33 protein-coding genes, 3 tRNA genes and 1 pseudogene are annotated in these 20,842 nt (G+C 58.6%); 4 read left to right on the top strand and 33 right to left on the bottom strand.

The genetic code is table 11. The features are described 5' to 3' along the window. Positions 1-156: 156 nt before the first annotated feature. The 30 genes from LK434_RS08740 to LK434_RS08595 all read right to left on the bottom strand — a co-directional run bounded on the left by LK434_RS08740 (position 157) and on the right by LK434_RS08595 (position 15,975). On the bottom strand, positions 157-564 hold the full coding sequence (locus LK434_RS08740) for a hypothetical protein (RefSeq protein WP_006721785.1): 408 nt from the start codon (positions 562-564) through the stop codon (positions 157-159). Beyond that, complete coding sequence (locus tag LK434_RS08735) at positions 564-1,175, bottom strand: major tail protein (RefSeq protein WP_006721786.1); 612 nt, start codon at positions 1,173-1,175, stop codon at positions 564-566. Before LK434_RS08735 ends, LK434_RS08740 begins: the two co-directional genes overlap by 1 nt. A 12-nt stretch (positions 1,176-1,187) precedes the next feature. Next, positions 1,188-1,487, bottom strand: coding sequence for a hypothetical protein (locus LK434_RS08730; protein WP_006721787.1), 300 nt, complete (start codon positions 1,485-1,487; stop codon positions 1,188-1,190). Between the two features lie 23 nt (positions 1,488-1,510). Continuing rightward, complete coding sequence (locus LK434_RS08725) at positions 1,511-1,882, bottom strand: hypothetical protein (protein WP_006721788.1); 372 nt, start codon at positions 1,880-1,882, stop codon at positions 1,511-1,513. After that, positions 1,875-2,186 (bottom strand): hypothetical protein, encoded by a 312-nt coding sequence (locus LK434_RS08720; RefSeq protein ID WP_006721789.1) that lies wholly within the window; start codon positions 2,184-2,186, stop codon positions 1,875-1,877. Before LK434_RS08720 ends, LK434_RS08725 begins: the two co-directional genes overlap by 8 nt. Further along, the gene (locus tag LK434_RS08715) at positions 2,183-2,488 is read right to left on the bottom strand and encodes a phage head-tail connector protein (protein WP_006721790.1); all 306 of its coding nucleotides are present in this window, start codon (positions 2,486-2,488) and stop codon (positions 2,183-2,185) included. Before LK434_RS08715 ends, LK434_RS08720 begins: the two co-directional genes overlap by 4 nt. Before the next feature lie 13 nt (positions 2,489-2,501). Further along, entirely contained in the window at positions 2,502-3,758 is a 1,257-nt protein-coding gene (locus LK434_RS08710) for a phage major capsid protein (RefSeq protein ID WP_006721791.1), read from the bottom strand. Positions 3,759-3,761: 3 nt separating this feature from the next. Beyond that, the gene (locus tag LK434_RS08705; RefSeq protein WP_040361711.1) at positions 3,762-4,403 is read right to left on the bottom strand and encodes an HK97 family phage prohead protease; all 642 of its coding nucleotides are present in this window, start codon (positions 4,401-4,403) and stop codon (positions 3,762-3,764) included. Continuing rightward, positions 4,384-5,655: a phage portal protein gene (locus LK434_RS08700; protein ID WP_083784244.1), complete on the bottom strand. Its 1,272-nt coding sequence runs from the start codon at positions 5,653-5,655 to the stop codon at positions 4,384-4,386. The genes LK434_RS08705 and LK434_RS08700 overlap by 20 nt, the downstream gene beginning before the upstream one ends. Further along, positions 5,656-7,284, bottom strand: coding sequence for a terminase large subunit (locus tag LK434_RS08695; protein ID WP_187371225.1), 1,629 nt, complete (start codon positions 7,282-7,284; stop codon positions 5,656-5,658). It lies immediately after the preceding gene. Positions 7,285-7,375: 91 nt separating this feature from the next. Continuing rightward, on the bottom strand, positions 7,376-7,795 hold the full coding sequence (locus tag LK434_RS08690) for a hypothetical protein (RefSeq protein ID WP_006721795.1): 420 nt from the start codon (positions 7,793-7,795) through the stop codon (positions 7,376-7,378). Between the two features lie 172 nt (positions 7,796-7,967). Then, the gene (locus LK434_RS08685) at positions 7,968-8,282 is read right to left on the bottom strand and encodes an HNH endonuclease (RefSeq protein WP_006721796.1); all 315 of its coding nucleotides are present in this window, start codon (positions 8,280-8,282) and stop codon (positions 7,968-7,970) included. 19 nt (positions 8,283-8,301) lie between these two features. Beyond that, positions 8,302-8,389: transfer RNA gene (locus LK434_RS08680), tRNA-Ser, on the bottom strand. A gap of 100 nt (positions 8,390-8,489) precedes the next feature. Continuing rightward, entirely contained in the window at positions 8,490-8,939 is a 450-nt protein-coding gene (locus tag LK434_RS08675; protein WP_040361713.1) for a hypothetical protein, read from the bottom strand. A 9-nt stretch (positions 8,940-8,948) separates the two neighbouring features. Beyond that, complete coding sequence (gene dut, locus LK434_RS08670; RefSeq protein ID WP_006721798.1) at positions 8,949-9,386, bottom strand: dUTP diphosphatase; 438 nt, start codon at positions 9,384-9,386, stop codon at positions 8,949-8,951. After that, on the bottom strand, positions 9,383-9,664 hold the full coding sequence (locus tag LK434_RS08665) for a hypothetical protein (RefSeq protein ID WP_006721799.1): 282 nt from the start codon (positions 9,662-9,664) through the stop codon (positions 9,383-9,385). The genes dut and LK434_RS08665 overlap by 4 nt, the downstream gene beginning before the upstream one ends. Next, on the bottom strand, positions 9,654-10,100 hold the full coding sequence (locus tag LK434_RS08660) for a single-stranded DNA-binding protein (RefSeq protein WP_006721800.1): 447 nt from the start codon (positions 10,098-10,100) through the stop codon (positions 9,654-9,656). The genes LK434_RS08665 and LK434_RS08660 overlap by 11 nt, the downstream gene beginning before the upstream one ends. Continuing rightward, on the bottom strand, positions 10,090-10,260 hold the full coding sequence (locus LK434_RS08655; RefSeq protein ID WP_006721801.1) for a hypothetical protein: 171 nt from the start codon (positions 10,258-10,260) through the stop codon (positions 10,090-10,092). Before LK434_RS08655 ends, LK434_RS08660 begins: the two co-directional genes overlap by 11 nt. Then, positions 10,254-10,568 (bottom strand): integration host factor, actinobacterial type, encoded by a 315-nt coding sequence (mihF, locus tag LK434_RS08650; protein ID WP_040361717.1) that lies wholly within the window; start codon positions 10,566-10,568, stop codon positions 10,254-10,256. Before mihF ends, LK434_RS08655 begins: the two co-directional genes overlap by 7 nt. Next, complete coding sequence (locus LK434_RS08645) at positions 10,546-10,719, bottom strand: hypothetical protein (protein WP_156777693.1); 174 nt, start codon at positions 10,717-10,719, stop codon at positions 10,546-10,548. Before LK434_RS08645 ends, mihF begins: the two co-directional genes overlap by 23 nt. Continuing rightward, entirely contained in the window at positions 10,691-10,975 is a 285-nt protein-coding gene (locus tag LK434_RS08640; protein WP_006721803.1) for a hypothetical protein, read from the bottom strand. The genes LK434_RS08645 and LK434_RS08640 overlap by 29 nt, the downstream gene beginning before the upstream one ends. A 153-nt stretch (positions 10,976-11,128) precedes the next feature. Continuing rightward, complete coding sequence (locus tag LK434_RS08635; RefSeq protein WP_006721804.1) at positions 11,129-12,304, bottom strand: tyrosine-type recombinase/integrase; 1,176 nt, start codon at positions 12,302-12,304, stop codon at positions 11,129-11,131. 4 nt (positions 12,305-12,308) lie between these two features. Beyond that, the gene (locus LK434_RS08630; protein WP_006721805.1) at positions 12,309-12,485 is read right to left on the bottom strand and encodes a hypothetical protein; all 177 of its coding nucleotides are present in this window, start codon (positions 12,483-12,485) and stop codon (positions 12,309-12,311) included. A gap of 155 nt (positions 12,486-12,640) precedes the next feature. Further along, a complete protein-coding gene (locus tag LK434_RS08625; protein WP_006721807.1) occupies positions 12,641-12,922 on the bottom strand; it encodes a DUF3310 domain-containing protein in 282 nt (93 codons plus the stop codon). Between the two features lies 1 nt (position 12,923). After that, a complete protein-coding gene (locus tag LK434_RS08620) occupies positions 12,924-13,142 on the bottom strand; it encodes a hypothetical protein (protein ID WP_040361720.1) in 219 nt (72 codons plus the stop codon). A gap of 463 nt (positions 13,143-13,605) precedes the next feature. After that, positions 13,606-14,061, bottom strand: a complete 456-nt coding sequence (locus tag LK434_RS08615) for a Lin1244/Lin1753 domain-containing protein (protein ID WP_006721810.1) — start codon at positions 14,059-14,061, stop codon at positions 13,606-13,608. Positions 14,062-14,285: 224 nt separating this feature from the next. Further along, positions 14,286-14,564, bottom strand: coding sequence for a hypothetical protein (locus LK434_RS08610; RefSeq protein WP_006721811.1), 279 nt, complete (start codon positions 14,562-14,564; stop codon positions 14,286-14,288). Further along, positions 14,554-14,955, bottom strand: coding sequence for a hypothetical protein (locus LK434_RS08605; protein WP_006721812.1), 402 nt, complete (start codon positions 14,953-14,955; stop codon positions 14,554-14,556). The genes LK434_RS08610 and LK434_RS08605 overlap by 11 nt, the downstream gene beginning before the upstream one ends. A 204-nt stretch (positions 14,956-15,159) precedes the next feature. Next, positions 15,160-15,588: a hypothetical protein gene (locus LK434_RS08600; RefSeq protein WP_148334650.1), complete on the bottom strand. Its 429-nt coding sequence runs from the start codon at positions 15,586-15,588 to the stop codon at positions 15,160-15,162. Positions 15,589-15,753: 165 nt separating this feature from the next. Continuing rightward, complete coding sequence (locus LK434_RS08595; protein WP_006721816.1) at positions 15,754-15,975, bottom strand: helix-turn-helix domain-containing protein; 222 nt, start codon at positions 15,973-15,975, stop codon at positions 15,754-15,756. 157 nt (positions 15,976-16,132) lie between these two features. On the opposite strand from LK434_RS08595, the gene LK434_RS08590 reads away from it, so the two are divergent. The 3 genes and pseudogenes from LK434_RS08590 to LK434_RS10615 form a co-directional block, all read left to right on the top strand. Beyond that, positions 16,133-16,510 (top strand): helix-turn-helix domain-containing protein, encoded by a 378-nt coding sequence (locus LK434_RS08590; RefSeq protein ID WP_006721817.1) that lies wholly within the window; start codon positions 16,133-16,135, stop codon positions 16,508-16,510. Next, entirely contained in the window at positions 16,511-17,047 is a 537-nt protein-coding gene (locus LK434_RS08585) for a hypothetical protein (RefSeq protein WP_006721818.1), read from the top strand. Between the two features lie 93 nt (positions 17,048-17,140). Then, positions 17,141-18,076 (top strand): annotated as a pseudogene (locus LK434_RS10615) (recombinase family protein); the annotation flags it as partial. 508 nt (positions 18,077-18,584) lie between these two features. On the opposite strand, the gene LK434_RS08575 reads toward LK434_RS10615, so the two are convergent. The 3 genes from LK434_RS08575 to LK434_RS08565 form a co-directional block, all read right to left on the bottom strand. Then, positions 18,585-18,660: transfer RNA gene (locus LK434_RS08575), tRNA-Ala, on the bottom strand. Between the two features lie 63 nt (positions 18,661-18,723). Then, positions 18,724-18,800 (bottom strand) — tRNA-Ile (locus LK434_RS08570). 56 nt (positions 18,801-18,856) lie between these two features. Beyond that, the gene (locus LK434_RS08565; protein ID WP_006721820.1) at positions 18,857-19,414 is read right to left on the bottom strand and encodes a VanZ family protein; all 558 of its coding nucleotides are present in this window, start codon (positions 19,412-19,414) and stop codon (positions 18,857-18,859) included. A gap of 712 nt (positions 19,415-20,126) precedes the next feature. Here LK434_RS08565 and LK434_RS08560 point away from each other — a divergent pair. Further along, the gene (locus LK434_RS08560) at positions 20,127-20,681 is read left to right on the top strand and encodes a bifunctional nuclease family protein (RefSeq protein ID WP_006721823.1); all 555 of its coding nucleotides are present in this window, start codon (positions 20,127-20,129) and stop codon (positions 20,679-20,681) included. Positions 20,682-20,842 lie beyond the last annotated feature (161 nt).

Raw genomic sequence — 20,842 nt, 5'->3', positions numbered from 1 at the left:
TCGTCATCGTCGTAATATGCCGCCGCGTCCGCGTAGAACGCGTTGATCTCAAGAACGTCCTGCACTTGCGTGTAGCTGAGTTTTTGCAGATCGGATACGGTCAGGCCGCATTGCTGACAGCTGTATATGTAACGCGCGTCGCAAGCGTCCGAAAGGTTACTCGGGAGCTTCGGCAGCGGCCTTTTCGGCGGCCTCGGCTTCCACTCCATCTTTTGCCGAAGGAAAAAAGTTGTCCTCTACGATTCGCATCACGTCGGTTGCCCAGCCGTCCTTGCGCTCCAAGTTGAACGCGCTTGATGGGAGCGCGGAGACCCATTCGTCAAACGTCTTCGAAAACGTCGGCTCGGCCGTCTTGATGCACGCGTAGAGGATTTCGAGCAGTGGCGTTACGGCCGGGACCCCATAAGTCGTGATGGAGTCCGCGATTCGTGACACGGCCTCTGCGATGTCTCGCGGGCGCTTACGGCCATTCTCCGCCACTTCTTTGAACGCGCGAGAAAAGGCGATCGGGGTAAAACCGTTGAACTCCGCCTTATACGCCTTTTCGCCGATTCGAATATCCATTACACTCCCTCGACGGCTTCGGGCTCGGAAAGCCCATCGGTCTTGACAGCCTCGAAGAACGTGGCGTAATCGGGTAGGTCGGAATAGGAGTCGTAACCGCTCGTGCGCTTGAGCTCGTCATCGCCGACAGCGAGGTTGACGGGTCGCCACGTGAACGGGAACTCCAGGGTCGTGATCTCCGGAGAGTCCTGATTCGTGTTCGCCTCGGCCTTCGGCTTGCTCATCTCGCACATGAGGAGGCAGCGGCGCTTGCCCGTGACGTGGCCGGGCTGCTCGCACATGAACGCGAACTTCTTAGGCTTCTTGTTCGCGGTCAGGCTCATGCGACCGTCATTTGTGACCGTGTAACCGGTCAGGTCGGCGAGAAGTCGGCGAAGCTCCTTGGTGCTCTCGACGTCGAAGAACGACATGGTACCGCTGCCGCCGTTGTCCTGAGTCTTATCGATCCACGGTTCGTTGTCAGCATAGCTCGTGGAGCTCTCGACGGAGGGCTCCATGCTGATTCCTACGGTGCCGGGAACGTGCACCGGCTTGTCATAGGTCAACTTTTCCTCGTCGGTGCAGATCGCGAAATGCGAGTTCTTCACACCGAAATAGCCATTTTTTGGCATGGCGATTCCTTTCTATTCGATCGCGTTCACGGTGAACGCAGCCTCGACCAACTTTTCAGATTCGATGCTCGTCACCGTGAGCGTGTACGGGCAATCCGCCGCATCGAGCGCGTCGCGAATCACTCTCTCTCGCCCGTAGTCGCGAGCCTTCGTGTAAAGCGCGATGTCATATGGCATCCAAGACGCATAGGCGCGATTGTCGGCGTAGACCGATTCCCCGTACCCGGCGACGAGGACGATGTACGGCGGGGCCGGTTCGCTCGCAACGCCGAACGTCTGGTTCGACCATGGGATTCCGATGGAGTCGAGCATGGCGCATAAGTCCTTGAGATGAATCAACGCCCATCACCGCCCATCTGCGCGAACTCGGCGGCGACCTGATCAGCGACCTCGCGGATAACCCCGTCTCCGGGAACCTTGCCGTAGGTCTTTCCCGTCTGGTTCTTGATCTTGTGCCCGTTCTCAAGAAGGTGCGTGAGCTGATAGACGCGGTTGTGCACCGTGCATTCCGCACCGGTCTCATCCGTTGTCACAGTCGCCTTCCAGCCCTTCTTGTAGGCACCCGTGCGCTCGGCGCTCTTTTGCCTCAAGAGCTTCACGGCTCGCTTCCCAGCCTGCGCCGAGTTGTCCGCGACAGCCGCCGCGTTGTCCTCGACGCACTCCTTGAAGCAGCTCGTAATGAAACGCTCGATGTTCATCTCAGCCACGGTCGCCCACCGCCTCAACGAGTGTCAGGCGCACGAAATCCGCGCTTGAGCGGTCGACGCGCTCGACGCCGAGCCTGCGCCCCTCGAACTCGACAAGCCGCTCACCGCGATAAGCCGCCTTGCGCACCTGCAAGACGGCTTCCGGGTGAACACCGGCGGTGGCTGCGGCGTAATAGGCGGAATCGCTGACGGTGAAGACGTTGCACGCGACCCTGCGCGGGACCTCACTGACCGACTCCACGCCGTACTCGTCCCGCACGACGCTCTGGGCAATCAGGGAGCAGCTTGCCGCCCACATGCTCATGACGCACCGCCTCCGTATTCGGATGCTCCGCGCATGAGCGTCACGAGTTCTTCGAACGTATGCGCGTACCTGTCGGCGTCAGGGTTGTCCATGCCGAAATTCGCCTTGCAGAAGACCTTGACCGCTAGGCGCACGGTGCCGTCCGAATCGTCCTTCGCCTTCTCGGGCGAGACGCCGCCCGCGCGCATAGATGCGCGGGCGGCGGCAATGAGGTCGGCTATCTCATCGTCGTAATCATCGACGTAGGCGGGGATTCTCAGCGCGTCACGGCATGCGTCCAGCATCGATTCCTTTTCCGCCATAGGCAATCACTCCCTAGCCGACACTACCAACGGTGAGCTGCGCGAAGCTCTCGGGAACGGCGAGACCGCCGTCATAGAGCATGTAACCGTTGATCGCGGTGTTCCAGCTGCCGTCGGGAAGCGTGACGGCCTCGACAATGGGGCCGTCGAACAGGTTGGAGTTGAAGAGGTCGGGGTAGCCGAGCATGATGACGCCATCGGCGAGGTTGTCCTCGAGCTTTACGGTGCATCCGAAGATGCGGCCCTTCACGGTCGGGTCCTCGTCCTTCTCATCCACGAAGTAGGAGCGCTTGGTCGCGTCCTCGATCGCCGCGATCTGGTTCCAGATGGTGCTCTGGTTGGCGTAGATGCGCACGCCCTTCGCGGCGGGGTTGCCGTAAGTCTTGAGCAGGCTGAGAGCCTTCATCATGTCGGCCTTGGTGAGCGTTCCGGCCTTAGCCACGTTGATCTTGTTTCCAGCGGCCATGCCGAGCGTGCCGTCAACGAGCTTCGCGAGGACGATCTTGTCACCGGCGACACCGCAACGCGCGCTGACCTCACGGTTGATGTAGGTACGGAAGCTGTCGAGGCTCTGGACCATCATCTTTCGCGAGATCTTGACGGTCTTCTTGATCTCATCGCCAGTGAGGGTGATGCGCTCGAACTCGTTTTGCTCCTCATTGGTCGGTGCCGCCCCCTCGGCGGTCTTTTCGGCGTCGCCCTTGGTGATCGCCTTGTGTCGGACAAGCTCGTACTGGCCGGGAATGGTGTCTCGGGTCACGTCGCCGAAGAGCGGCGTGCTGTTGTCGATGAGGGAAATGATCTCGTTCTTTAGCTCGACGGGGACAACCGCACTGGTGTTGCCGGTGGTCACGGTGAACGCCGCGCGCTCGTTCATGGCGGTGAGCGCGTCGCGCTCAACGTTGGTGAGTTCGTTACCGTCGGTGATGCGGATGCCCGCGCCCGTCGCGAGGTTCTTCAGGAAGCCGCGCGTCTCGGCTGCGGCGTAGTCGGTCGTGTCGTACACGGCTCCACGTGCATGGGCGGCGTTGGTCTGGATGTGATCGACCTGTCGAGCGGTGCCGCTCTCGATGGCGGAGCGCGCCGCCGCGATGCGTGCGGTGCGGATCTCGCGCGCCGCCGCATCGGCGGCGTTGCGCTTCTCGATCTCGGCGGTGAGCTGAGACATGCGCTCGGCGTCCTGCTCTGCCTGCTCCTCGGTCACGCCCTCGGGCGTGCCGTCCTTGTACTTGTCGATGAGCGCCTGAAGCTCTTTCAACATCTCGTCCATGTTCTAAACCTTTCTGCTCTTGGCGATTGCCAGTGTTGCCCGCGCGATCGCGAGGGCGCGATTACGGCGCGCAAGCTCCTTGCGCGACTGCTCAATCTCTCCGTCGAGCAGGTTCCTTGCTGAAATCTCCGTGTTCGGGTCTGCCGGTAGGCTGACGGCCGAAACGTCGAAAACCTTCTTTACGCGCGTGATCGTCGTGGTGTGCGTCTCGCGGTCGTACTCGTCGGCAGCGACCGTGAAAGCCCAAGACATGCGCGTGATGAGGCCGGATTGAATCTCTTCATAGAGGTCGCGAGCGGCCTGAGATCGCGACAGGTCCGCCGCGATGAATAGACCGTGCTCGTCCGGCTCCACGATGAGCGTTCCGTTGCTGATCCGCGCGAACACCTTGCCGGTGTGGTCGAACTGCATGATTACGTCCGACATGTCCGCATCGCGGAACGCGTCCGGACTGATCACCTCGGTGTATTCGAAACCGTCGTAGTCCTCGAACAACACGTAAGGGTCGTTGAACGTCGAGGCGTAGCCCTCGACGTAGAACTCGCTGTCGATGCGCTTCTCCGCGCTGACATCGTCCGGCTCAGCGCGCGCGACCAGCGGCACGGATAGGGAGCGGTATTGCCGCTCATTCGGCTTCGCTGGCATCTTCATCCTCCTTGTATGTCGATGTCGGTTCACTCGCCGCGATGGCGGCTATGTTCGCGTTCTTCGCGGCGGCATCAGCCGCCTGCTCTGACGTGTGCTCGCTGATGAGGTCGAGGTCGATGTACTCGCCACGGATGACATGGCGCTCCCCGCCGTCGTAATGCGCGGATTGGAACACGTCCGCGACCTGATTGCCGCACCAGATGCCACGGTCGAATAGGGCGACCGAGACGTTGAGCTTGGTCGTGTTGCTCGCGAACTCAAGGCGGTTCGCGCTGAACATGATCTCGTTGCCGTGCGCAATCTCATTCGGCGTGAAGGTCATGCCGGTCATCACGAACCCGAGCTGGACCGCGAACGGCTCGATGCGCCCCTCGTAATACGAGTTGAACGTGTCCTCGTCGGCGCGGTTCATAACGATTTCCTCGTTGCTCCCGAAGAATCGATAGGCGCTCTTTTCTATGCGCTCCATCTGCTCGGCATCGACCGTGTAGCTTTTCGGCGTGATCTGCTGCACATCGCTGAACAGCTTGTCATAAACCGCAATGCCACCGGCGTTGTCAACGGAGAGCTGGGAATTGAAGCTCTTGCGCGCCGCTTCCGAGTCCTTCTCATTGCGGTTTTGGCTAAGCTTGCCGATGAAGCGGATTGCGGCACCCTGCCTGATGGCAGTCTGCTCGGCCTCGGCCTGCGCGTGCATCAGCTCAAGCGTCGGCTGAAGCACGTTCGTCCCGTCTCCGAAGAGGTCGGACTGGTACTGGTGCCTCGTCATCACGCCGACACGCGACCACTCGACAAGCGCGGTGTCACCCGTGGGGAATCTCAGGTAAAGCCAAAGCTCGCCATCGACGTCATACGCCTCGCACTGGGATGGCAAGACCGGGTAATAACCGGTCACGTCACCGCCGTCTCCCATCGGAACGATGAGCGCCGTGTCGTTGACTTGCAGCATCGTCCACACGCGCTTTATGAATTGCGGCGTTGTCATCCACGGGTTTGGCGCATGCATGAGCGCACGGGCGGCATGCGGTTGCGCGCTGCCGGAAACCTCCGGCTTGAGCTTGCTCGCGTGGTCCGCGCCGCTCTCGATGATGCTGCGCGTCAACTCCGCCTCGTACAGACCGCCCTGCCACGTGGTGAAACTCGGCGCGTAGGCGGTGAACGTCTGGAAATACCCGTTGACCGCCTGCATCTGCGGTCGATGAAAGACGGCATCGAACAGTGATCGCACCATAGGTCGTGAGCCTGCCATTTAACCTCCAATCATCGCAGCGTAGTCATCGGCGATGTTCTTCATCGCTATGAACGCGTCGCACTCAGCCGCCCAAGCGTCGATGCGGTTGCGCGGGTCTTGGTTCTTCTTGTCGGGCTGGATATTTCCGTTCACGTCCGTGCGAATCGCGACGTTAGAGCGGCACCACTCGGCAATCGGGTTGCCGTTGTCCACGATTCGACCCTCCTTGTAGAGCGCCCGAAGCTCCTTCATGGGCATACTCAGCGTCTGAGCGCCCTGAATGATCTTCTGCATGTTGTCCGCGCCGAAATAGTCCTCATATGCCTCCTGCGTCGGCACGTCCCTCATGTGCCACGGGTCGTAACCGCACGAGACGGCGTAGATGCCGTATTTGCTCTGGACCTCAGCCACCCAGTCGAGCACATCGCGCTTATCCATGATCGGCGTCTCGCACGTCCTCATGAGGCCGCGCGCAATCCACGCGTCGTATGGAACGCCGTCGCGCCCGCCGCGCCGCCCCTCGCGCTCCGCCTGTTCCAAGGCGCGCAGCGGTATCCACGCCATGTGCATGGCGTAGATGTTCGGGTCGCCGGGTCTCTGCATGAGCAGGCACGCCGCCGTGAGGTCGGTCGTGTCGGCCGCATCGACACCCAGCACGGCATAGGTGAACGTCCCATCGCCGGGGTCGAACGTCTCATCGTTGTGGATCTCATCCCACGTGAGCCACGCTTGCGATTGGTTCTCGATGAGATTGAAGTCCTTGACAAGCAGGGTCGGGAGGAACGTCGGATCATCCTTAGCCTTCGACACGTTCTGCCGTAGAGCGGCTATCGACTTGATGGTCCCAAGACCCGGATTGGCCTTGATCCAGCAGCTCTCGTCCTGCCATTCCTCGCGCTCGTCAAGTTCGAAGATGAACGCGATGAACCGCTCCGCCTTGTCTCCTGTCGCTTGACCGTCGAGCCACTTGCACGCGTACTCATACTGGGCGTCGAAGATGCCGCCCCGGACGAATCCGTTGGTCGTGATCTCAAGAACGAGCGGCTGACGCCGCGCCGACGTTCCCTGAATCGTCAAGTCGTAAAGGTCGCGGTTCTTCATGGCCGCAAGCTCATCGACGATCGCACCCGAGATATCGAGTCCGTCGAGGTGGTTGGTGTTCGCGCTCAGCGCGCGGATGCTTCCCATGTTGAGGTCGCAGTAAAGGTCGGCAACACGCTTGCGGATGTGCTTGGCGAGCGCGGGGCTCGTCTGCACCATGCGCCACGCGTTGTTGAAGCCCTTCGCCGCCTGATCGTGCGCGGTTGCGACGTTGTAGACCTCCGGTGCGCCCTCATCGTCGTTGACGAGCAAATCAAGCTCTATCGCGGACGCGAGAGCGGTCTTTCCGTTCTTGCGCCCCATGATCCAGAGGATTTCGCGGTACTGCCTCGTGCCCTCGGCATCCACGAAACCGAAGATGACCGAGAGGATGGCGCGCTGGAACAACTCAAGCCTGAAATCATGCCCGAGACGGCCAGAGGGAAGGCGGCAAAACCGCTCGATGAACTGCACGTGCTTCTGCGCGTGCTCTTCCCGGAAGTGATAAGGGTAGAGCGGGTCGGCGTTGTCCATGTCACGCAGGATTCGCGCGGACACCTTGCGCATCTTCGCGCATGCCTTGACGTCACCGCCGAGTATTCCGCCGAAATACTCCCTAATAGCGCGCTCGCACGAACCGTCGGCACCCTTATACCGCCTAGCACCGCGTCTCATTGATGAAATCGATTAGCGCGTCTGCGGCGGCGGTTCCGCTAGGCATCATGTCCGTCAGCTGCTTTACCGATCGGCTGAACGTGGTGAACAGCTTGTTGTAAGCGCTGAACCCCGGGTGCTCGCGGAGTCCGGTCTGGCCACCGCCGTTGTCGTACTCGGTGAAAATGTCCTCGTAGAGCAATTCCGCGCGGGCATCATCGAGCTTCACCTTGAGAAAGGCGATGTTCGCGAGCAGGGGCATGATCGCCTTGCGCTTCTCATCGGGAATGGCGTCCTTGGTGAGTTCGCGAAGCTTCCGGAGCTCGCTCTCTAGGCGCGACTGCTTGGAACGCGCTCCCTTCGGCGGGCTATTCGCCGCTACTTTTGCCGAAACCTTCGAAGTATCGCCAACTTTCCCTGACACCGCAAGACCACCCCCTTTCGAAAACCTTCCGCGCGCATAAAACTATCTCCCGGCGTTGGTCCCCGGCCACCCACCCTGTGTTTTTGGGATGGGGGGATTGCCCACTGCGTTTACCTGCGGTTTTGCGTCGCGTTTTTGCGCTGCGCACTCGTTGTGCTGTGTTTGTGTGTCGTCAATCGAGCGGCACGAGATTGCCGTCGCTGTCAAAGCCGAAGCCCTGCCGGGTCGCGCCCTGCCTGATCCACCCATGCACTTGCTTGTGGCATCGGTCGCACAGGCTCACGAGGTTGTCAGGGTTGGTCGCAATGTCAGGGTCATCGACGTTCGAAGGGCTCAGCTCCTTGATGTGGTGCACCATGACCGCAGGCGTTATGTCCCCGCGCTTCAGACAGTGTTGGCATAGGTGCGCGTCTCGGGTGAGCGCGGCGTCACGCGCCTGCGCCCACTCGGCGCTGTGGTAAAAGGCGCGGCTGAAATCCTTGGCCATCGCGCCTCCTTGTCTCAGATGGCGGAGAGTGCAGGATTCGAACCTGCGGATGCTCGCGCATCGCCCGGTTAGCAACCGGGTGCGATAAGCCGCTCTGCCAACTCTCCGTAACAATGAAGGCCACGCAGGTTGCCCCGCGCGGCCTTCATGACAATTCACCATATCGAATCTTAGCAGAATCTAGAAACTGAACGCAACCAACGTTTATCAGGCGTTTTTCAGTTTTGCCCAACCGACGGCATCAATGTACGCAAAACCTACATCGCATAGCTTGCGACACCACTGCTGGGAACTCTGCATGATCTCCGCTATCTCAGACCACGGCTGTGCTTGCAGATACCCCATGCAGATAGCGTCCGCGTACCTAGTGCCTTTAAGCTTTGCCAGACCTCCGCGGCCGTCGATTCCGTACAGCACCTCGCATGCTTCGTCTATCTGCTTTCGAGCATCGGCAATGCGCCGCTCCAATCGCTTCTCGAAGTCGATGCGCTGGATGATGGCAAGTGAAGCACCTGTGCAGTATCCGCCGCCTCCCAATGGTTGGTAGCTCTGCGCCTTGGCACCCTCCTTCGCCCTCATGCGCTCCAGCATCTCCCGCGCCCTTTCGGTCTTCACCACCTCGGAGCGGATGCCCTCGAAATACTCCTTGGCCTTCACTCGGGTCACCTACACGACACCGGTGCTGCCGAAGCCGTCGGTGCCGCGCTCGGTGCCGCTCAGCTCCTCGACCGGCACAAGCTCGCACGGAACATAAGGCATCACGACAAGCTGGCACACGCGCGTACCCGCCTCGATGGTCACGGTCTCGTAGCTGAGATTGATAAGCGGAGCGCACACCTCGCCGCGATAACCGCTGTCGATCACGCCGACGCTGTGGGCAAGCGTGATGCCCTGCTTGGATGCCAGCCCTGAACGCGGGAACAACAGGCCGACGCATCCGCTCGGGATCTCGATTGACAGGCCGCACCCGACGATGCACCTCTGCATCGGTTCGAGCGTCACGGTCTCGGTGATGCGCAGATCCAGACCGGCATCCCCATCGTGCGCGTAGCGCGGAACCTGCATGCCGTCCGCAACCTTAACGTTGAGCTTGCGACCTATCATCGAAAGACCTCCTGACTGGTGATGAACGAAACGCATTCGGCGGGAACCCAACGCGCACCGCAGCCGCCGTGCATCGAGACATGACGGATGGCGACCTTGCCACGGTGGCTCATCGCCACGATTCGATAACGCGCGGAGTTGTAGAGCACCACATCGTCAAGGGCGAGCACGCGCCCCTGATCGTCTCGCGGGTTTGAGCTAGTCACATCCTCTGCTTGGCTCAGCAGCTCGCGCAGCTCTTCGACCTCGCTGTTGCGCTTGAAAAGTTCAAATAGCATCCTTGCTCCTTAAAAACGGAATATCCTCGTCGTAAACGTCTGGTACCGGTGACGCCGCAATCGGCTGCGCCGCCTGTTCTGCCGGATGGGAATATGCGCCCTGCTGATCGCGCTTCACCTGCATAAGCTCGACGTTATCGACGCGGATCTCCCAGCGCTTTATGTTCTGACCGTCCTTCTGATAGGAGTGCGTCCTGACCCTGCCGGAGACGGTCACCTTCACGCCCTTGGTCAGGTATGGCGCGAGCGCTTCCGCGCGCTTGCCGAACATCGAGCAGTCTGGCCAATTGGTGTAATTGCCCCAAGTCCCATCGCCGTTCGGCACGCGGTCATTGACGGCAAGCGGAAACGTCAGGACTGGTGTGCCGTTTTTCGTGTACCTCAGCTCTGAATTTGCACCGAGATTGCCGGAGAGAATGACGTGGTTAATGCTCATTAATCCGCTCCCTTAAAATCCCCTTGATCTCGCTGACACCCGCAGAAAGAAACATCAATTGCGCCAAGACAAGCAACGTCATGTCCTTTTCAGCGTCAGGGCCGAAAAGAGCGAGCAGTGACAGCAAGCCGCCGCACAGGTAGAAAATGGCGATCAGCATCCAAAAACCTCCAACAGGGCGGCACGCTGGCGAACGCCAAGACCCTTGACGCGTTTACCATCTGCAATGTGCAGGTCCCTCATAAGCTGTTGCGTCTTGGCGAAGCCGTATCCGGGCATCGAGCCTATGGCCTGCTTGACGCGCATGCTGGCTGCGGCTTGACAGCCAGCATCGGCGAGCTTGAGCATCTGCTCGAATGTCATAAGTCCGATCTTCAAGTCTTTGCGGATAATCGCCCGTTCCTTGCGCACTGTCGCGGCCTTATCAAGGCTCTTGCGGCGCTGGTCAGTTGTCCGATTCGGAATCATCTCCGGTGCCCCTCTCGTATGTGACGTACTCGCATCCGTGGACGACGCGAACGGGAGGCTCATAGCCTGCAAGCGCCTCCTCGACGGTTGAGGTCATGAGCTTGCGTTTGATGCGCAACCACTCATCGTTGTTGACTGCCACTTCTCTCATTCGTCGCTCCTTTCGTTTTTCTATATGTCCCTGACAGCTTCAGGCTCTTCAGCGCGTTCAGAACGTGCCGTGCCTGACCCTCTCCGTAGATCCGCAGCGTTTGCGCCGGGATGTCGATTTGATAGACGGTCGATGCCGCGATTTGGTCATTGCTCCACCTCTCTTGCAGTGCGTCGTAAGTTCGCATCATCGATGCTTTCAGCTTGTCGCTCGCATTGAGAGCGCTGACCATCTTCTCGGCTTCCTCTCGGTTCAAGGCACCCCCTTTTTTCGCGACTGTCTGATAATTACTTCTTATCGGACACTTGTGATTCCAACCGAAGCAAAAAGCGGCGGTTTACCTCGCGTTTCATCCTCGGTCGCCACCATGCCCGAAAACGCCCGATTGGTTCACTTTTGGCACACCCAATCAGCCCAATGCGCGCTTCTTCGCCTCGCTGAACAGCTGGGCGGCGATCGCGTCTCGACCGGGCATCAGATGGCCGTAGATGCGAAGCGTCGTTGCCTCGTCCGCGTGCCCCATGCGCTCCGAGAGCGTCTTGATGTCGCATCCGTTCGCGATGAGCCAAGAGGCATGCGTGTGCCGAAGGCTGTGAAACGTGATCTCCCGAGAGAGTCCGCATGAATCGCGGATACGGCTGAAAGCGCGTGAGACGGTCCTTGTGCGCATGTATGAGCCGTCGAGCGTCACCAGTGGCGCATCAGCGTCCAAACGGCCTAAAACGGCGTTCTGCGTCCTTATGAACGAGTCGATAACGGCTATGTCCTCGGCGGTCACGGCGATGTTGCGGCATTTCCTTCCCTTCGTGACGTTTCGACGGTAGGGCTTCCTACCGGGTTCCTCGATGACGGTGCCGCCAACATGGAGGAACATCTGGTAGCGCTTTACGTCCGAACGGCTGACCGCGCAGACCTCACCGACGCGCATGCCGGTGACAAGCGCGAGCCATGCGGCGAACGCGTAGACCGCGCGGCGATAATCCGCTGTGCTGGGATCGGTGACGTTCATGGCGGTTTCAAGCTTCTCGTTCAGGAACTCGAAATCCCATTCGACGATCACTGAAGCCTCGTGGCGCTCGGGCGATGGCTTGGCGACGAAGACAAGCGGGTTCGCCTCGCAGATTTCCGCATCGACAAAGTGGTTGTAGGCTCCGCGAAGGAAATGGTGCACGTTGAGTACGCTGTTTTTGCAAAGCCCCTGCCCACCCTCGGCTTTCGGCGTGAGCAGCGCCTGCTCGAAGCGGTTGAAGTCCATGACGCTGAGATCTCGCGCGTTCGCCGTCTTAAGGAATCGAGCTACGTATCTGGTGAACAGTCGGTAATTCCTGATGCTGTTCGGGCTCGCACCGTTGCGCTCGCGAAGCTGCACGTAATCGGCAAGCAGGTCGGTCAAACGAGCGCTCTTGACCGTTCCGTCAGCCGTCAGGTTCGCCGCCCACGTCTCCGCAAGCTCAAGCGCCTCGGATTCCGTTGCCGCGTGCGGGAACCGCTTGTAAGGCCGAATCGCCTTGCCGTCGATGCCGCGCCCGAGGTACAGACGGCATTCGAAAACACCGTCTGCACCCTTCCTGACCTTCACGTCCATCGCGTCACTGGGCTTTCTTGAACGCAGAGACAAGCCTGATGGTGAACAGGAGCATGAAGAGCGCGAAACCAAACCCCACACCGAAGAAAATGCCGACCGAGATGCACGCCGCGATCACAAAGATGGATGCCGCGCAGATGAGCGAGCAGCTGATAACGCCTTGTTTAACATCGTTGTCCATTTGAGAATCCTTTCATGCCGACATGGAAGCCAGCGCGAGAAACACGAGAAGAAGGAGAGCGGCGCACAGCTGCCTGTAAACCCACCAGTAGGTGCAGATGGCCGCTGTGGCGGTCAGGATTGCCGTGACGATCGCAATGGCGATTCGATGGCGTCTCACTGCCCGCCCTCGATCTCCGCAATGAGGTAGTCGATGCACTGGCGGCACTTGCGCAAATCCTGAACGCCGCCCTTGCGCCGCCACCGCCAGATGTACTTGAACGCCTCCGCCCACCAGTGCGCGGCAATCGCGGGCAGTGCGTAGCTGTCTCCGCTCATCATCGAGCGCATCGCGTCCATGCACTCGATCTCGCCGTCACCGGCGTAGTGGTCCGGATGCTCGACCACGTTGCCGCTCGCAAGCTCCTGAAGCGTCTTTGCCTGTTTAACCTCGATCATGTCATTTAGCCTTTCCAAACTTTTTGATGCCAACGCAGCACTTGACGTTCAATCCGCTTGCAAGGTCGCAGATGTCTAGGCTGAGATCGAAAGCGGCATCCCAATCGACATCCGGCTTGGACAACAGCTCTAAAGCGTCCGCTAGCCGACTCCTGATTGACGCGATGCTGGCTCGCGTCGAACTCACAAGCTCACGCTCGATTTCATCCGATGAGGTCATTGCGCTTCTCCTTTCTTGGCTTGCCGCCGTCCTCTCCGGTTTCTCGGCAAAGCCAGCAAGCTTCGTGCTCCTGATGGTTGCGAACGAACCAGTCAATCGGTCGCTCCTTGCCGCAGATTGGGCATCGTCGAACCTCGTACTTGCCGTGATACGTCCCGTAAGGCATCGCTATTCACCTCCAAACACCGCGTGTGGAAAACTCTGTGGAAAACATGTTGAAAACAACGGGTCAAAGTCGCCGATTCGAGCGTTTCGGAAGTGCTCGCAAAAAGAAGAAGCAAGAAAAAGAACCTTGCTTGTTAGGTTGACTGACAAGCAAGTGAGTGGGTTTGGTTTGGTTTTAAGAACCAAACCCACTCCTTCTTGTTTTGTTTTGTTTTGTTTTAGGCTTTTGCCACCTTTTGCGGACGGGTTAACCGAACCAAAAACCAACGGTTTTGTACTTGGTTTTATAAACATGCTTTTACACCTCCCTAGCTGCGGAATCTTCAGAAGCCTTGTTCTTTCGAGGTCTGCCGCCCTTGCGACCGTTCGCGCGCTGCTGACCGAAATAGAGCGCGTTTTTCTGCATTCGAACGCTCTGCAAGTAGCCGTTTTCATCGCATTCCAAGAGCTTCAGATCGATTAGGTCGGACACGAATGCTTTGCAGTCCTCCATGGCCATGAGGTCATCGAAAGCGCCGCCGGTTCCGAACCCGAGTACCCGCGCGAGAATCTTCGCGTCCTCGTCCGTCTGGAAAGACACATGGTGCCCAGTGGACGATGCGAGGTATTCGCAGAGAATCCACCATCGCCCGTATCCGTCGTATCCACGGCGAAGAATCAACCTCTGGCACTTGTCATCGTGCGATGCGTTGGAATCGTGCCTAAAGAAGGCCATTGGCTCGCGAGCTGCGGCCAATTCCTCCCTGCTCGCCATGTCACACCTCCTAACAATCTTCCTCGTCGCATTCGGCGCATGGTTGCCCGTGCTGGTGCCATCCGTCCCAAATGCAGTGCTCCCATTCGCGGCAGTTGGTCCAGATCTCCCGACCCCTGAACAGGCAGCACGATTTGGTGTTGAACGTCTTCTGTTCGAACTCGCACGCGCCGGGTGTCGGCATCGGCGGTTCGCCGAAATCAAGCGACAGCTGTCCTTGCCCGCTAGTCCTCGTCATCGTCGGAGATGTCGAGCGCGATTGAAGAGCCGATGTATTCAAGCAGGTCTTGCAGGTGCTTTGCGGTGTTCTTCTCAGCGTCAGCCCTGCCATCGAGAAGAGTGCAGACCCAGGCGAGGGTTCCGCGCACGACAGAGAAGACGGCGGGCATATCGACTTCGACCTCAGCGCCGGATTTCTTGTTGAGAAGCTTCATGCTCCCGCAGGTGACGAAGGTCTTTGCCCCGACCTCATCAATCAGGTCGATGATCTCTTTACGCTTCATGGGTTTTCTCCTTTTCATCGAAGATTGAATGCCTGATTACGATGTCCATGTCCGGGTGCCGGTTGAGCAGGTAACGCGCGAGCATCGGCGTAATGGTGTTGTTGATCCCATAGGTGTGCTCATGGCCGCTCAGGTCGTAGAAAGTGACCGGGTTGAGCTTCGAGCGCCCCTCGTACCTCTGTTTCTCTATGAGGTATTTGGTTGATACGCGCTTTCCGTGCACCGCGATGGCGAGTGCCGTCAGCTCGATTTCCCTGAGTGCTTGCGGGTTGAGTGCGCACCATTCATCGAACAGCTCGCGATGATCCTGAATCCTGAGCGGCAACGACCTAGGCTTGCTTTCAACGCGCATGACGGATTCGAGTGATTGCGTGAAATCATCAACGTCCATTGCCGCGCTCCCTGCATGCCCGAATGTAGTGCCCTAGCACGTGCTCTGCCTCGGCTCTGGTGGCTGTCGGCGGGATGTTCAGGCGCACGCGCTTGAAGACGGACCCTATGCAGCTCGTTTCAGGCGTCCGCGTGCTCTGCTCGATGCGAGCGACCCAATAACCATCTGGGTCGCGATGGAGGCATACGATTGGATACGGATTGCTCATCGCTCCACCAGCCTGAACAGGTATGCCATGCATGCGATGATGGCGGCGATGCACAACCCGATGCCGAGCGCCGCCATCGTGTCCGACCCTATAAGGGATTCGAGCGCTATGAGAACTCCGGTGAACGCGTCCGCGACAAGCTCTGCTGCTGCGAGCGGGATGATTCCCGTGACAGATCCAACCGCAATCGCATAGATGCCCCAACGCTTCCAGCGCGGCATCTGCGTTAAAATGTCCTCTGTCAATTGCTGCCTGCAATCTGACGCGCCCGTTCGAAGTTGCCGCTTCGGGCGGGCATCTTTCTTTTCATGTCCCAGATACGAACCTTGCCGAGCGCGTACCTGCACCAACGGAACTGCGCGGCGCGCAGCCGTGTTGTTTCGGGCATCCGTAAAACCACCCCCAAAACCAACGGTTTCTTTCACGGTTTTTAACCTCCTAAGACCAATTGATGAATGGCGATGCTGCCTGCAATCGTCAGATCATCCCAAGAAGGTCGGCGGCGCTGATGGTTGCGACCGCAATCATCAGCAAGCCCAGAATGACCATCATGAAAGAGATGAATCTGAGTGGGTCGATGTACCTCATGGTTAAACCTCCTTCCATCCCATAAGTTCATTGGGGCTTTTTTTCAGTGCGTTTGAAAGCGCAATGATCTTGTCGGCTCCTGGCGTGTATCCGGTGTCGCTCTCGTATTCGACAATTGCGTTTTTCGACACACCAACTGCATCCGCAAGCTCTTTTTGGGACATTCGCAGCGCGGCGCGGGCAGCGCGCAAATTTGCAGCGAAAATCTCCTTACTGAAACCCATGCGTCATCACCTCCAAAATAGGAAAGTTTCTGCCTAACACGAATTGCAGTATAGGCGAGATTCTGCCAATTGCAAGAGATAAGTTGGCACTTTGTTGCCTATTAGATATTTCTAGACTAGAATGCATGGCAGAAACCTGCCATGAGAGGGGTGTAAAGTGAAGCTTGCGATTCAGCAAATGAGAAAGAAAATGCGCATTTCGCAAACCGAATTCGCGGAGCGCATAGGTGTATCTCTGCGTACCGTTGGATCATGGGAACGTGGAGAATCTGTTCCTAGTGCTGAGCAGATTTGGAATTGCGCTGTTGTACTTGGATGTTCGCCAAACGAAATTCTTTGCTGGGATGACGAACGTCCGCATGAAGACAGCGGAGAGCATCTCACATCGGAAGAGCGTGAAATTGTTGGGTGCTACCGCGAAAGCACGTTCGAGAGAAAGAAATCACTCATGCAGACGGCCCGCGATTCAGCGGATATGTCTAAAGAAATGGCCAAACGTAGTGTATCTGCCACCAAGAAGCTGAAGGTGATCTAAATGAACTGTGGGGATGTAGTTCAAATTGTCGCGACCGTCGTAACCGCGGTCATAGGATTTTTGACCGTTGGCGTCGCGCTGTATGTGAGTTGGTCGGCAAAATGGCCTGACGTGATGGTGTACTTTGAGGCAAATAAGGACGATGGGATCACAGAGCTTGTTACCAAGAACTTTGGCATCGGCGTAGCCTACGACGTGAGAATCGATGGGTTCAACGTCGGAGTCATTCAAAAGGAGTACCAAGACAACGTTAAACAGACGTTCGTCCAGAATGGCATACCCATGCTCGTCCCCGGAGCAGAGCGCAGGACGATCGTATTTGAAAACGATTGGGCGAAAGATGCCTTGAGGACAACGCAGATGACCGTTCAGGTCTCATTCGAAAGAAGGTCGCTGTTCCGCACGCGCAGGAAGATGAGCATGAGCTGCATTCTCGATTACGATTCATACGCATATGCCGTCTACAAGCACACGGTCAGGAAGGAGATGGCCGATTCTTTGAAGTCGATTGCCGAGAGTGTCCAGCTTAAGCAATAGAAAAAGCCCCGTGCTGCTTCTTGGCGGTCGCGCACGGGGCAAAGGTGAAGAACAGTGCGCTTGTCCACGCCCGTCCCATGAGGTGATTTTAGCATGGTGAGAAACCGAGCCGCCATATATGCGCGCTTCAGCTCGCACAACCAGCGTTCGGAAAGCATCGAGATACAAGTCGAGAACTCGCGCCGGTACTGCGAGCAGGAGGGCTTGCAGGTCGTGCGCGAATACTGCGACTACGCGCAGACCGGGCGCAACGTCGATCGCGCCGAGTTCCAACGCATGATGCGCGATGCGAAGTTAGGTCTATTTGATTATGTGGTGATTTACAAGGTGACGCGCATTATGCGCAACCGTGATGAAATGGCGCTTGCCCGAATCATGCTGCGCAAGTCTGGCGTTGAAATACTTTACGCCGGGGAAGAGATCGCGAGCGGTTCGAGCGGCGTGCTGCAATTGGGCATGCTCGAAGTCCTCGCGGAATGGGAAAGCGCCATAGACAGCGAGCGCATCCGCGACGGCATCCAGAAGAACGCTCAGCGCTGCATGGCGAACGGTCGCACCCTCTACGGGTGGGACATCGTTGAGGGCCGCTATGTGGTGAACGAGCGCGAGGCGGCGGTCATGCGCCGTATGAAGAACATGCTGTTTAGCGGAAGCTCTGTGGCAGACATCGTGCGGGCCGTGAGCGCCGAGCGCAGCAAGCGCGGCGCGAAGTTCACCAATGACACCGTCTCGAAGCTGCTCAGGCGCGTCCAGAACGCGGGCGTTTACAAGTACGCCGGAAACGAGGTGGAAGGCGGCATGCCCGCTCTGTGGCCGCAGCGTGAGCAGTACATGATAAACAGCATTCTCGATGACCGTCACAGGCCGCGCCGCAAGATCGACAGCGCGCGTGAGTTTCCGCTTACCGGAAAGCTCTACTGCTCGACCTGCGGCGCGCCGATGTTCGGGACAAGCGGGACATCGAAGAACGGTTCCGCCTATCACTACTACAAATGCCGCGAGTGCCGCAGAACCGTCCGGCGCGACCTCATAGAGGGCGCCGTCGCTGATATGACCTACGAGGCCGTGAAGCGCAACGACGTGCGCACCCGCATCGCCGAGACGCTCGCAGGGTACGAAGCGGAGCAGGGGAGCGACGAAAAGCCTGAGAGCTACTTCATCAAGAAGGAGATACGGCGCATCGACACGACGTTTGAGCGCATCTGGCATGCGATAGAGGACGGTATCGCGCCTCCCGGCGGCAAGGAGCGCATTGAAGAGCTGAACCGCCAGAAATCAGAGCTTGAAGCCCGGCTGTGCGCCATTGAGAAATCGGAATCGTGCGAGGTGAGCGTCGATGATGTGTTGCTGTGGCTCGACAGCCTTGCAAATGACACGACGCCCTTGGAAATCCTCAACGAGTGGGTTCGATTCGTGGACATCGACGGCAAGGACATATCCGTTTACTTCATGTTCGATGATCTGCCGGATGACTTTAACCCGACAAAGAAAAAAGCCGAACACCCTTGCTACCAAAGGTGTTCGACTAATTCTCTTATGGTGGAGGTTAGGGGGATCGAACCCCTGACCTCAGGCTTGCAAAGCCCGCGCTCTCCCAGCTGAGCTAAACCCCCACGTTAGCAATAAACACCCCAGCGGCGACTCGGCTCTCGCTGGGGTGTTTATTGCGAAAGAGGTGGTGGACCTGACAAGGTTCGAACTTGTGACCTCCCGGTTATCAGCCGGACGCTCTGACCAACTGAGCTACAGGTCCAACGCGGGGATTACTATAGCCCAGCGGTCGATTCCGCGTCAACAACTTTTTTCGAATTACTTTCGAAAGATGAGTCGATAGATGGCCGATCCGATACTCCAGGCTATAAACACACAGGTCACCGCTGCTATATATCCAGATGCGTCCAAGAAAAGATCCAGCTTGTCGAAATGTCTGCCGGGCACGTAGAGCTTGTGATATTGGTCCGCGAACGACGCCGCAGCACATACGAGCATGGACAGCGCATACATGAGCCACGTGCGCCACACGCGAATGCGACCAGACTGACCCCGGCGGTGCGCCCAGCCGGACCCCCACGCCAACACGTTGAGGGCAACCACCCCACCAAGGAGGGCAAACTCAACCACATGAGCCTGCTGCCGGACGGATAGACCATGATTGGAGAACTTGTACGAAAGCAACAGCACGCGCTCGCCTGCCCACTTGACGGGATCGTCCACAAATGAAGGCGACTGACCGGTCTCCACGAGCCAGGCGCCTTTCTCGACAAGACCCCCAACGCTTGAAGAAAGGGCAGAGGTATCCACGGCGGATTGCTCGGTAAGGAAATATATGGTCATAAAGCCGAACACGAGCATGCCCAGGAAGAGCAAGCGCGTTACCCAACGGAGAGTCGAAGCCCCATAACGGAGATGTTCGTTCTCCAGAGACCGCACAGGAGCTTGAGGGTGTATCCCGCGGACGTTACATGAGTCCCAGCCCGCCGCGTCAGGCGTCATTCGCGCACGGTCTTGTGGCACGCGCGCCGTGCGTGCGCCCTCGGTGCCGACCGGCACCGCGCGTCGCACCTGAGCTGCCGGGACGCTTGACACGGACCCTCCCTGTGACACCGTGTTTTCCAAGGTTTGACCACGGGGATCGCCGTGGTATATAGACGCTTTTTGAGCGGATTCGCTTCGCTTGATGCAAGGGCTCCCCGTCATCGTCTCTCCCGCGAATGGATAGCCATCGCGAAACTTCGGCGTTTGCTGTCGGTCATCTACATCACCTAGCACTTTGGCCCCCTTTCAGATTTCCCCATTCTCTTACGGACTTTTTGCATGCAAGAAATCTATGCAGGATGGTCACGAGGGCGACACATGGCCGAACGGGGCCCGTCCGCGCGCCACATCTACACACTTCACGCGAGAGCCCAACCATGCAAACGAGTACAATGGCTGGACGCGCGGTGCCATCGAGGTACGGAGACGACACCGCGGCGCCAATCCACGTGCGATGTGCACATCGGGATTTTCGAACACAGATCCGCCGGATACTTCAACGCCGCCGGACATACCGAACGTAGAACGCGTAACGGAGTGAACCATGATCCGCGTTGACATAGAAAGCATCGTCATGGCATCAGGGCCCATGCCATCAGCCATCGTTTTGAGGGAGCGCGCGTCGAAAGCCACGGCGGACGTCCCCTTGCGGGCGCTTTCCATCCCCACCGGAGCATACGAGGCGGCGGCCATCGGCCATGGCGTACACGCGGAAAGGGCGACGGAACGACCCATCGCGCATGACCTGCTCATGAGCGCCGTAAGGGAGCTCGGCGGCAAGGTCGCGCGCGTGGAAATCAATCGCTTCGACGCTCCGGTATTCTACGCCGACGTCGTTCTCGAGCGCGGCACGACTGCCCGCGAGGCGGAGGATGGCAATTGCAAGGGCGATCAGGTCCACGAGATCAGGCTGGACGCCCGTCCGAGCGATGCGATCGCCTTGGCAACACGGTCCAACGCCCCCATTTATGTCGAAGACGACGTCATGAATCGGGCCGGCAGTGTTTCGGGCGCGGGCGCTAGCAAAAACGACTCCTCCCAAGAGGAGCTCGAGCGCTTCGACCAATTCGTCCAGAACCTGTCTCCCGACGATTTCTAATCGGTTCTCACCGGGAAACGGAAAGGCGCTCGGGACTTAACTGATAGAGAGTGGGCTGATTGACCATATGTCCAACCACTTTTGGAACGCCAGCGCAGCGGAGGGGCACCTCATGCCCGAGCACGGGAAGGTGGGGCAGAAAGCAGTTCGGGCGGGCCGTT

The organism is Collinsella stercoris DSM 13279, from assembly GCF_020735465.1.
GTDB lineage: Bacteria > Actinomycetota > Coriobacteriia > Coriobacteriales > Coriobacteriaceae > Collinsella > Collinsella stercoris.
This window is presented reverse-complemented; position numbering and strand designations above follow the sequence as displayed.

Excerpts from the sequence above, each read along its gene's own strand:
- LK434_RS08705 (WP_040361711.1), bottom strand. The coding sequence starts at position 4,403 with ATGCCAGCGAAGCCGAATGAGCGGCAATACCGCTCCCTATCCGTGCCG.
- LK434_RS08660 (WP_006721800.1), bottom strand. The coding sequence starts at position 10,100 with ATGAGCATTAACCACGTCATTCTCTCCGGCAATCTCGGTGCAAATTCA.
- LK434_RS08740 (WP_006721785.1), bottom strand. The coding sequence starts at position 564 with ATGGATATTCGAATCGGCGAAAAGGCGTATAAGGCGGAGTTCAACGGT.
- LK434_RS08720 (WP_006721789.1), bottom strand. The coding sequence starts at position 2,186 with ATGAGCATGTGGGCGGCAAGCTGCTCCCTGATTGCCCAGAGCGTCGTG.
- LK434_RS08695 (WP_187371225.1), bottom strand. The coding sequence starts at position 7,284 with ATGCGCAAGGTGTCCGCGCGAATCCTGCGTGACATGGACAACGCCGAC.
- mihF (WP_040361717.1), bottom strand. The coding sequence starts at position 10,568 with ATGATTCCGAATCGGACAACTGACCAGCGCCGCAAGAGCCTTGATAAG.
- LK434_RS08615 (WP_006721810.1), bottom strand. The coding sequence starts at position 14,061 with ATGGCGAGCAGGGAGGAATTGGCCGCAGCTCGCGAGCCAATGGCCTTC.
- LK434_RS08700 (WP_083784244.1), bottom strand. The coding sequence starts at position 5,655 with ATGGCAGGCTCACGACCTATGGTGCGATCACTGTTCGATGCCGTCTTT.
- LK434_RS08715 (WP_006721790.1), bottom strand. The coding sequence starts at position 2,488 with ATGGCGGAAAAGGAATCGATGCTGGACGCATGCCGTGACGCGCTGAGA.
- LK434_RS08620 (WP_040361720.1), bottom strand. The coding sequence starts at position 13,142 with ATGACCTCATCGGATGAAATCGAGCGTGAGCTTGTGAGTTCGACGCGA.
- LK434_RS08625 (WP_006721807.1), bottom strand. The coding sequence starts at position 12,922 with ATGATCGAGGTTAAACAGGCAAAGACGCTTCAGGAGCTTGCGAGCGGC.
- LK434_RS08685 (WP_006721796.1), bottom strand. The coding sequence starts at position 8,282 with ATGGCCAAGGATTTCAGCCGCGCCTTTTACCACAGCGCCGAGTGGGCG.
- LK434_RS08635 (WP_006721804.1), bottom strand. The coding sequence starts at position 12,304 with ATGGACGTGAAGGTCAGGAAGGGTGCAGACGGTGTTTTCGAATGCCGT.
- LK434_RS08655 (WP_006721801.1), bottom strand. The coding sequence starts at position 10,260 with ATGCTGATCGCCATTTTCTACCTGTGCGGCGGCTTGCTGTCACTGCTC.
- LK434_RS08710 (WP_006721791.1), bottom strand. The coding sequence starts at position 3,758 with ATGGACGAGATGTTGAAAGAGCTTCAGGCGCTCATCGACAAGTACAAG.
- LK434_RS08560 (WP_006721823.1), top strand. The coding sequence starts at position 20,127 with ATGATCCGCGTTGACATAGAAAGCATCGTCATGGCATCAGGGCCCATG.
- LK434_RS08645 (WP_156777693.1), bottom strand. The coding sequence starts at position 10,719 with ATGAGAGAAGTGGCAGTCAACAACGATGAGTGGTTGCGCATCAAACGC.
- LK434_RS08605 (WP_006721812.1), bottom strand. The coding sequence starts at position 14,955 with ATGGACGTTGATGATTTCACGCAATCACTCGAATCCGTCATGCGCGTT.
- LK434_RS08735 (WP_006721786.1), bottom strand. The coding sequence starts at position 1,175 with ATGCCAAAAAATGGCTATTTCGGTGTGAAGAACTCGCATTTCGCGATC.
- LK434_RS08730 (WP_006721787.1), bottom strand. The coding sequence starts at position 1,487 with ATGCTCGACTCCATCGGAATCCCATGGTCGAACCAGACGTTCGGCGTT.
- LK434_RS08665 (WP_006721799.1), bottom strand. The coding sequence starts at position 9,664 with ATGCTATTTGAACTTTTCAAGCGCAACAGCGAGGTCGAAGAGCTGCGC.
- LK434_RS08595 (WP_006721816.1), bottom strand. The coding sequence starts at position 15,975 with ATGGGTTTCAGTAAGGAGATTTTCGCTGCAAATTTGCGCGCTGCCCGC.
- LK434_RS08630 (WP_006721805.1), bottom strand. The coding sequence starts at position 12,485 with ATGGACAACGATGTTAAACAAGGCGTTATCAGCTGCTCGCTCATCTGC.
- LK434_RS08610 (WP_006721811.1), bottom strand. The coding sequence starts at position 14,564 with ATGAAGCGTAAAGAGATCATCGACCTGATTGATGAGGTCGGGGCAAAG.
- LK434_RS08585 (WP_006721818.1), top strand. The coding sequence starts at position 16,511 with ATGAACTGTGGGGATGTAGTTCAAATTGTCGCGACCGTCGTAACCGCG.
- dut (WP_006721798.1), bottom strand. The coding sequence starts at position 9,386 with ATGATAGGTCGCAAGCTCAACGTTAAGGTTGCGGACGGCATGCAGGTT.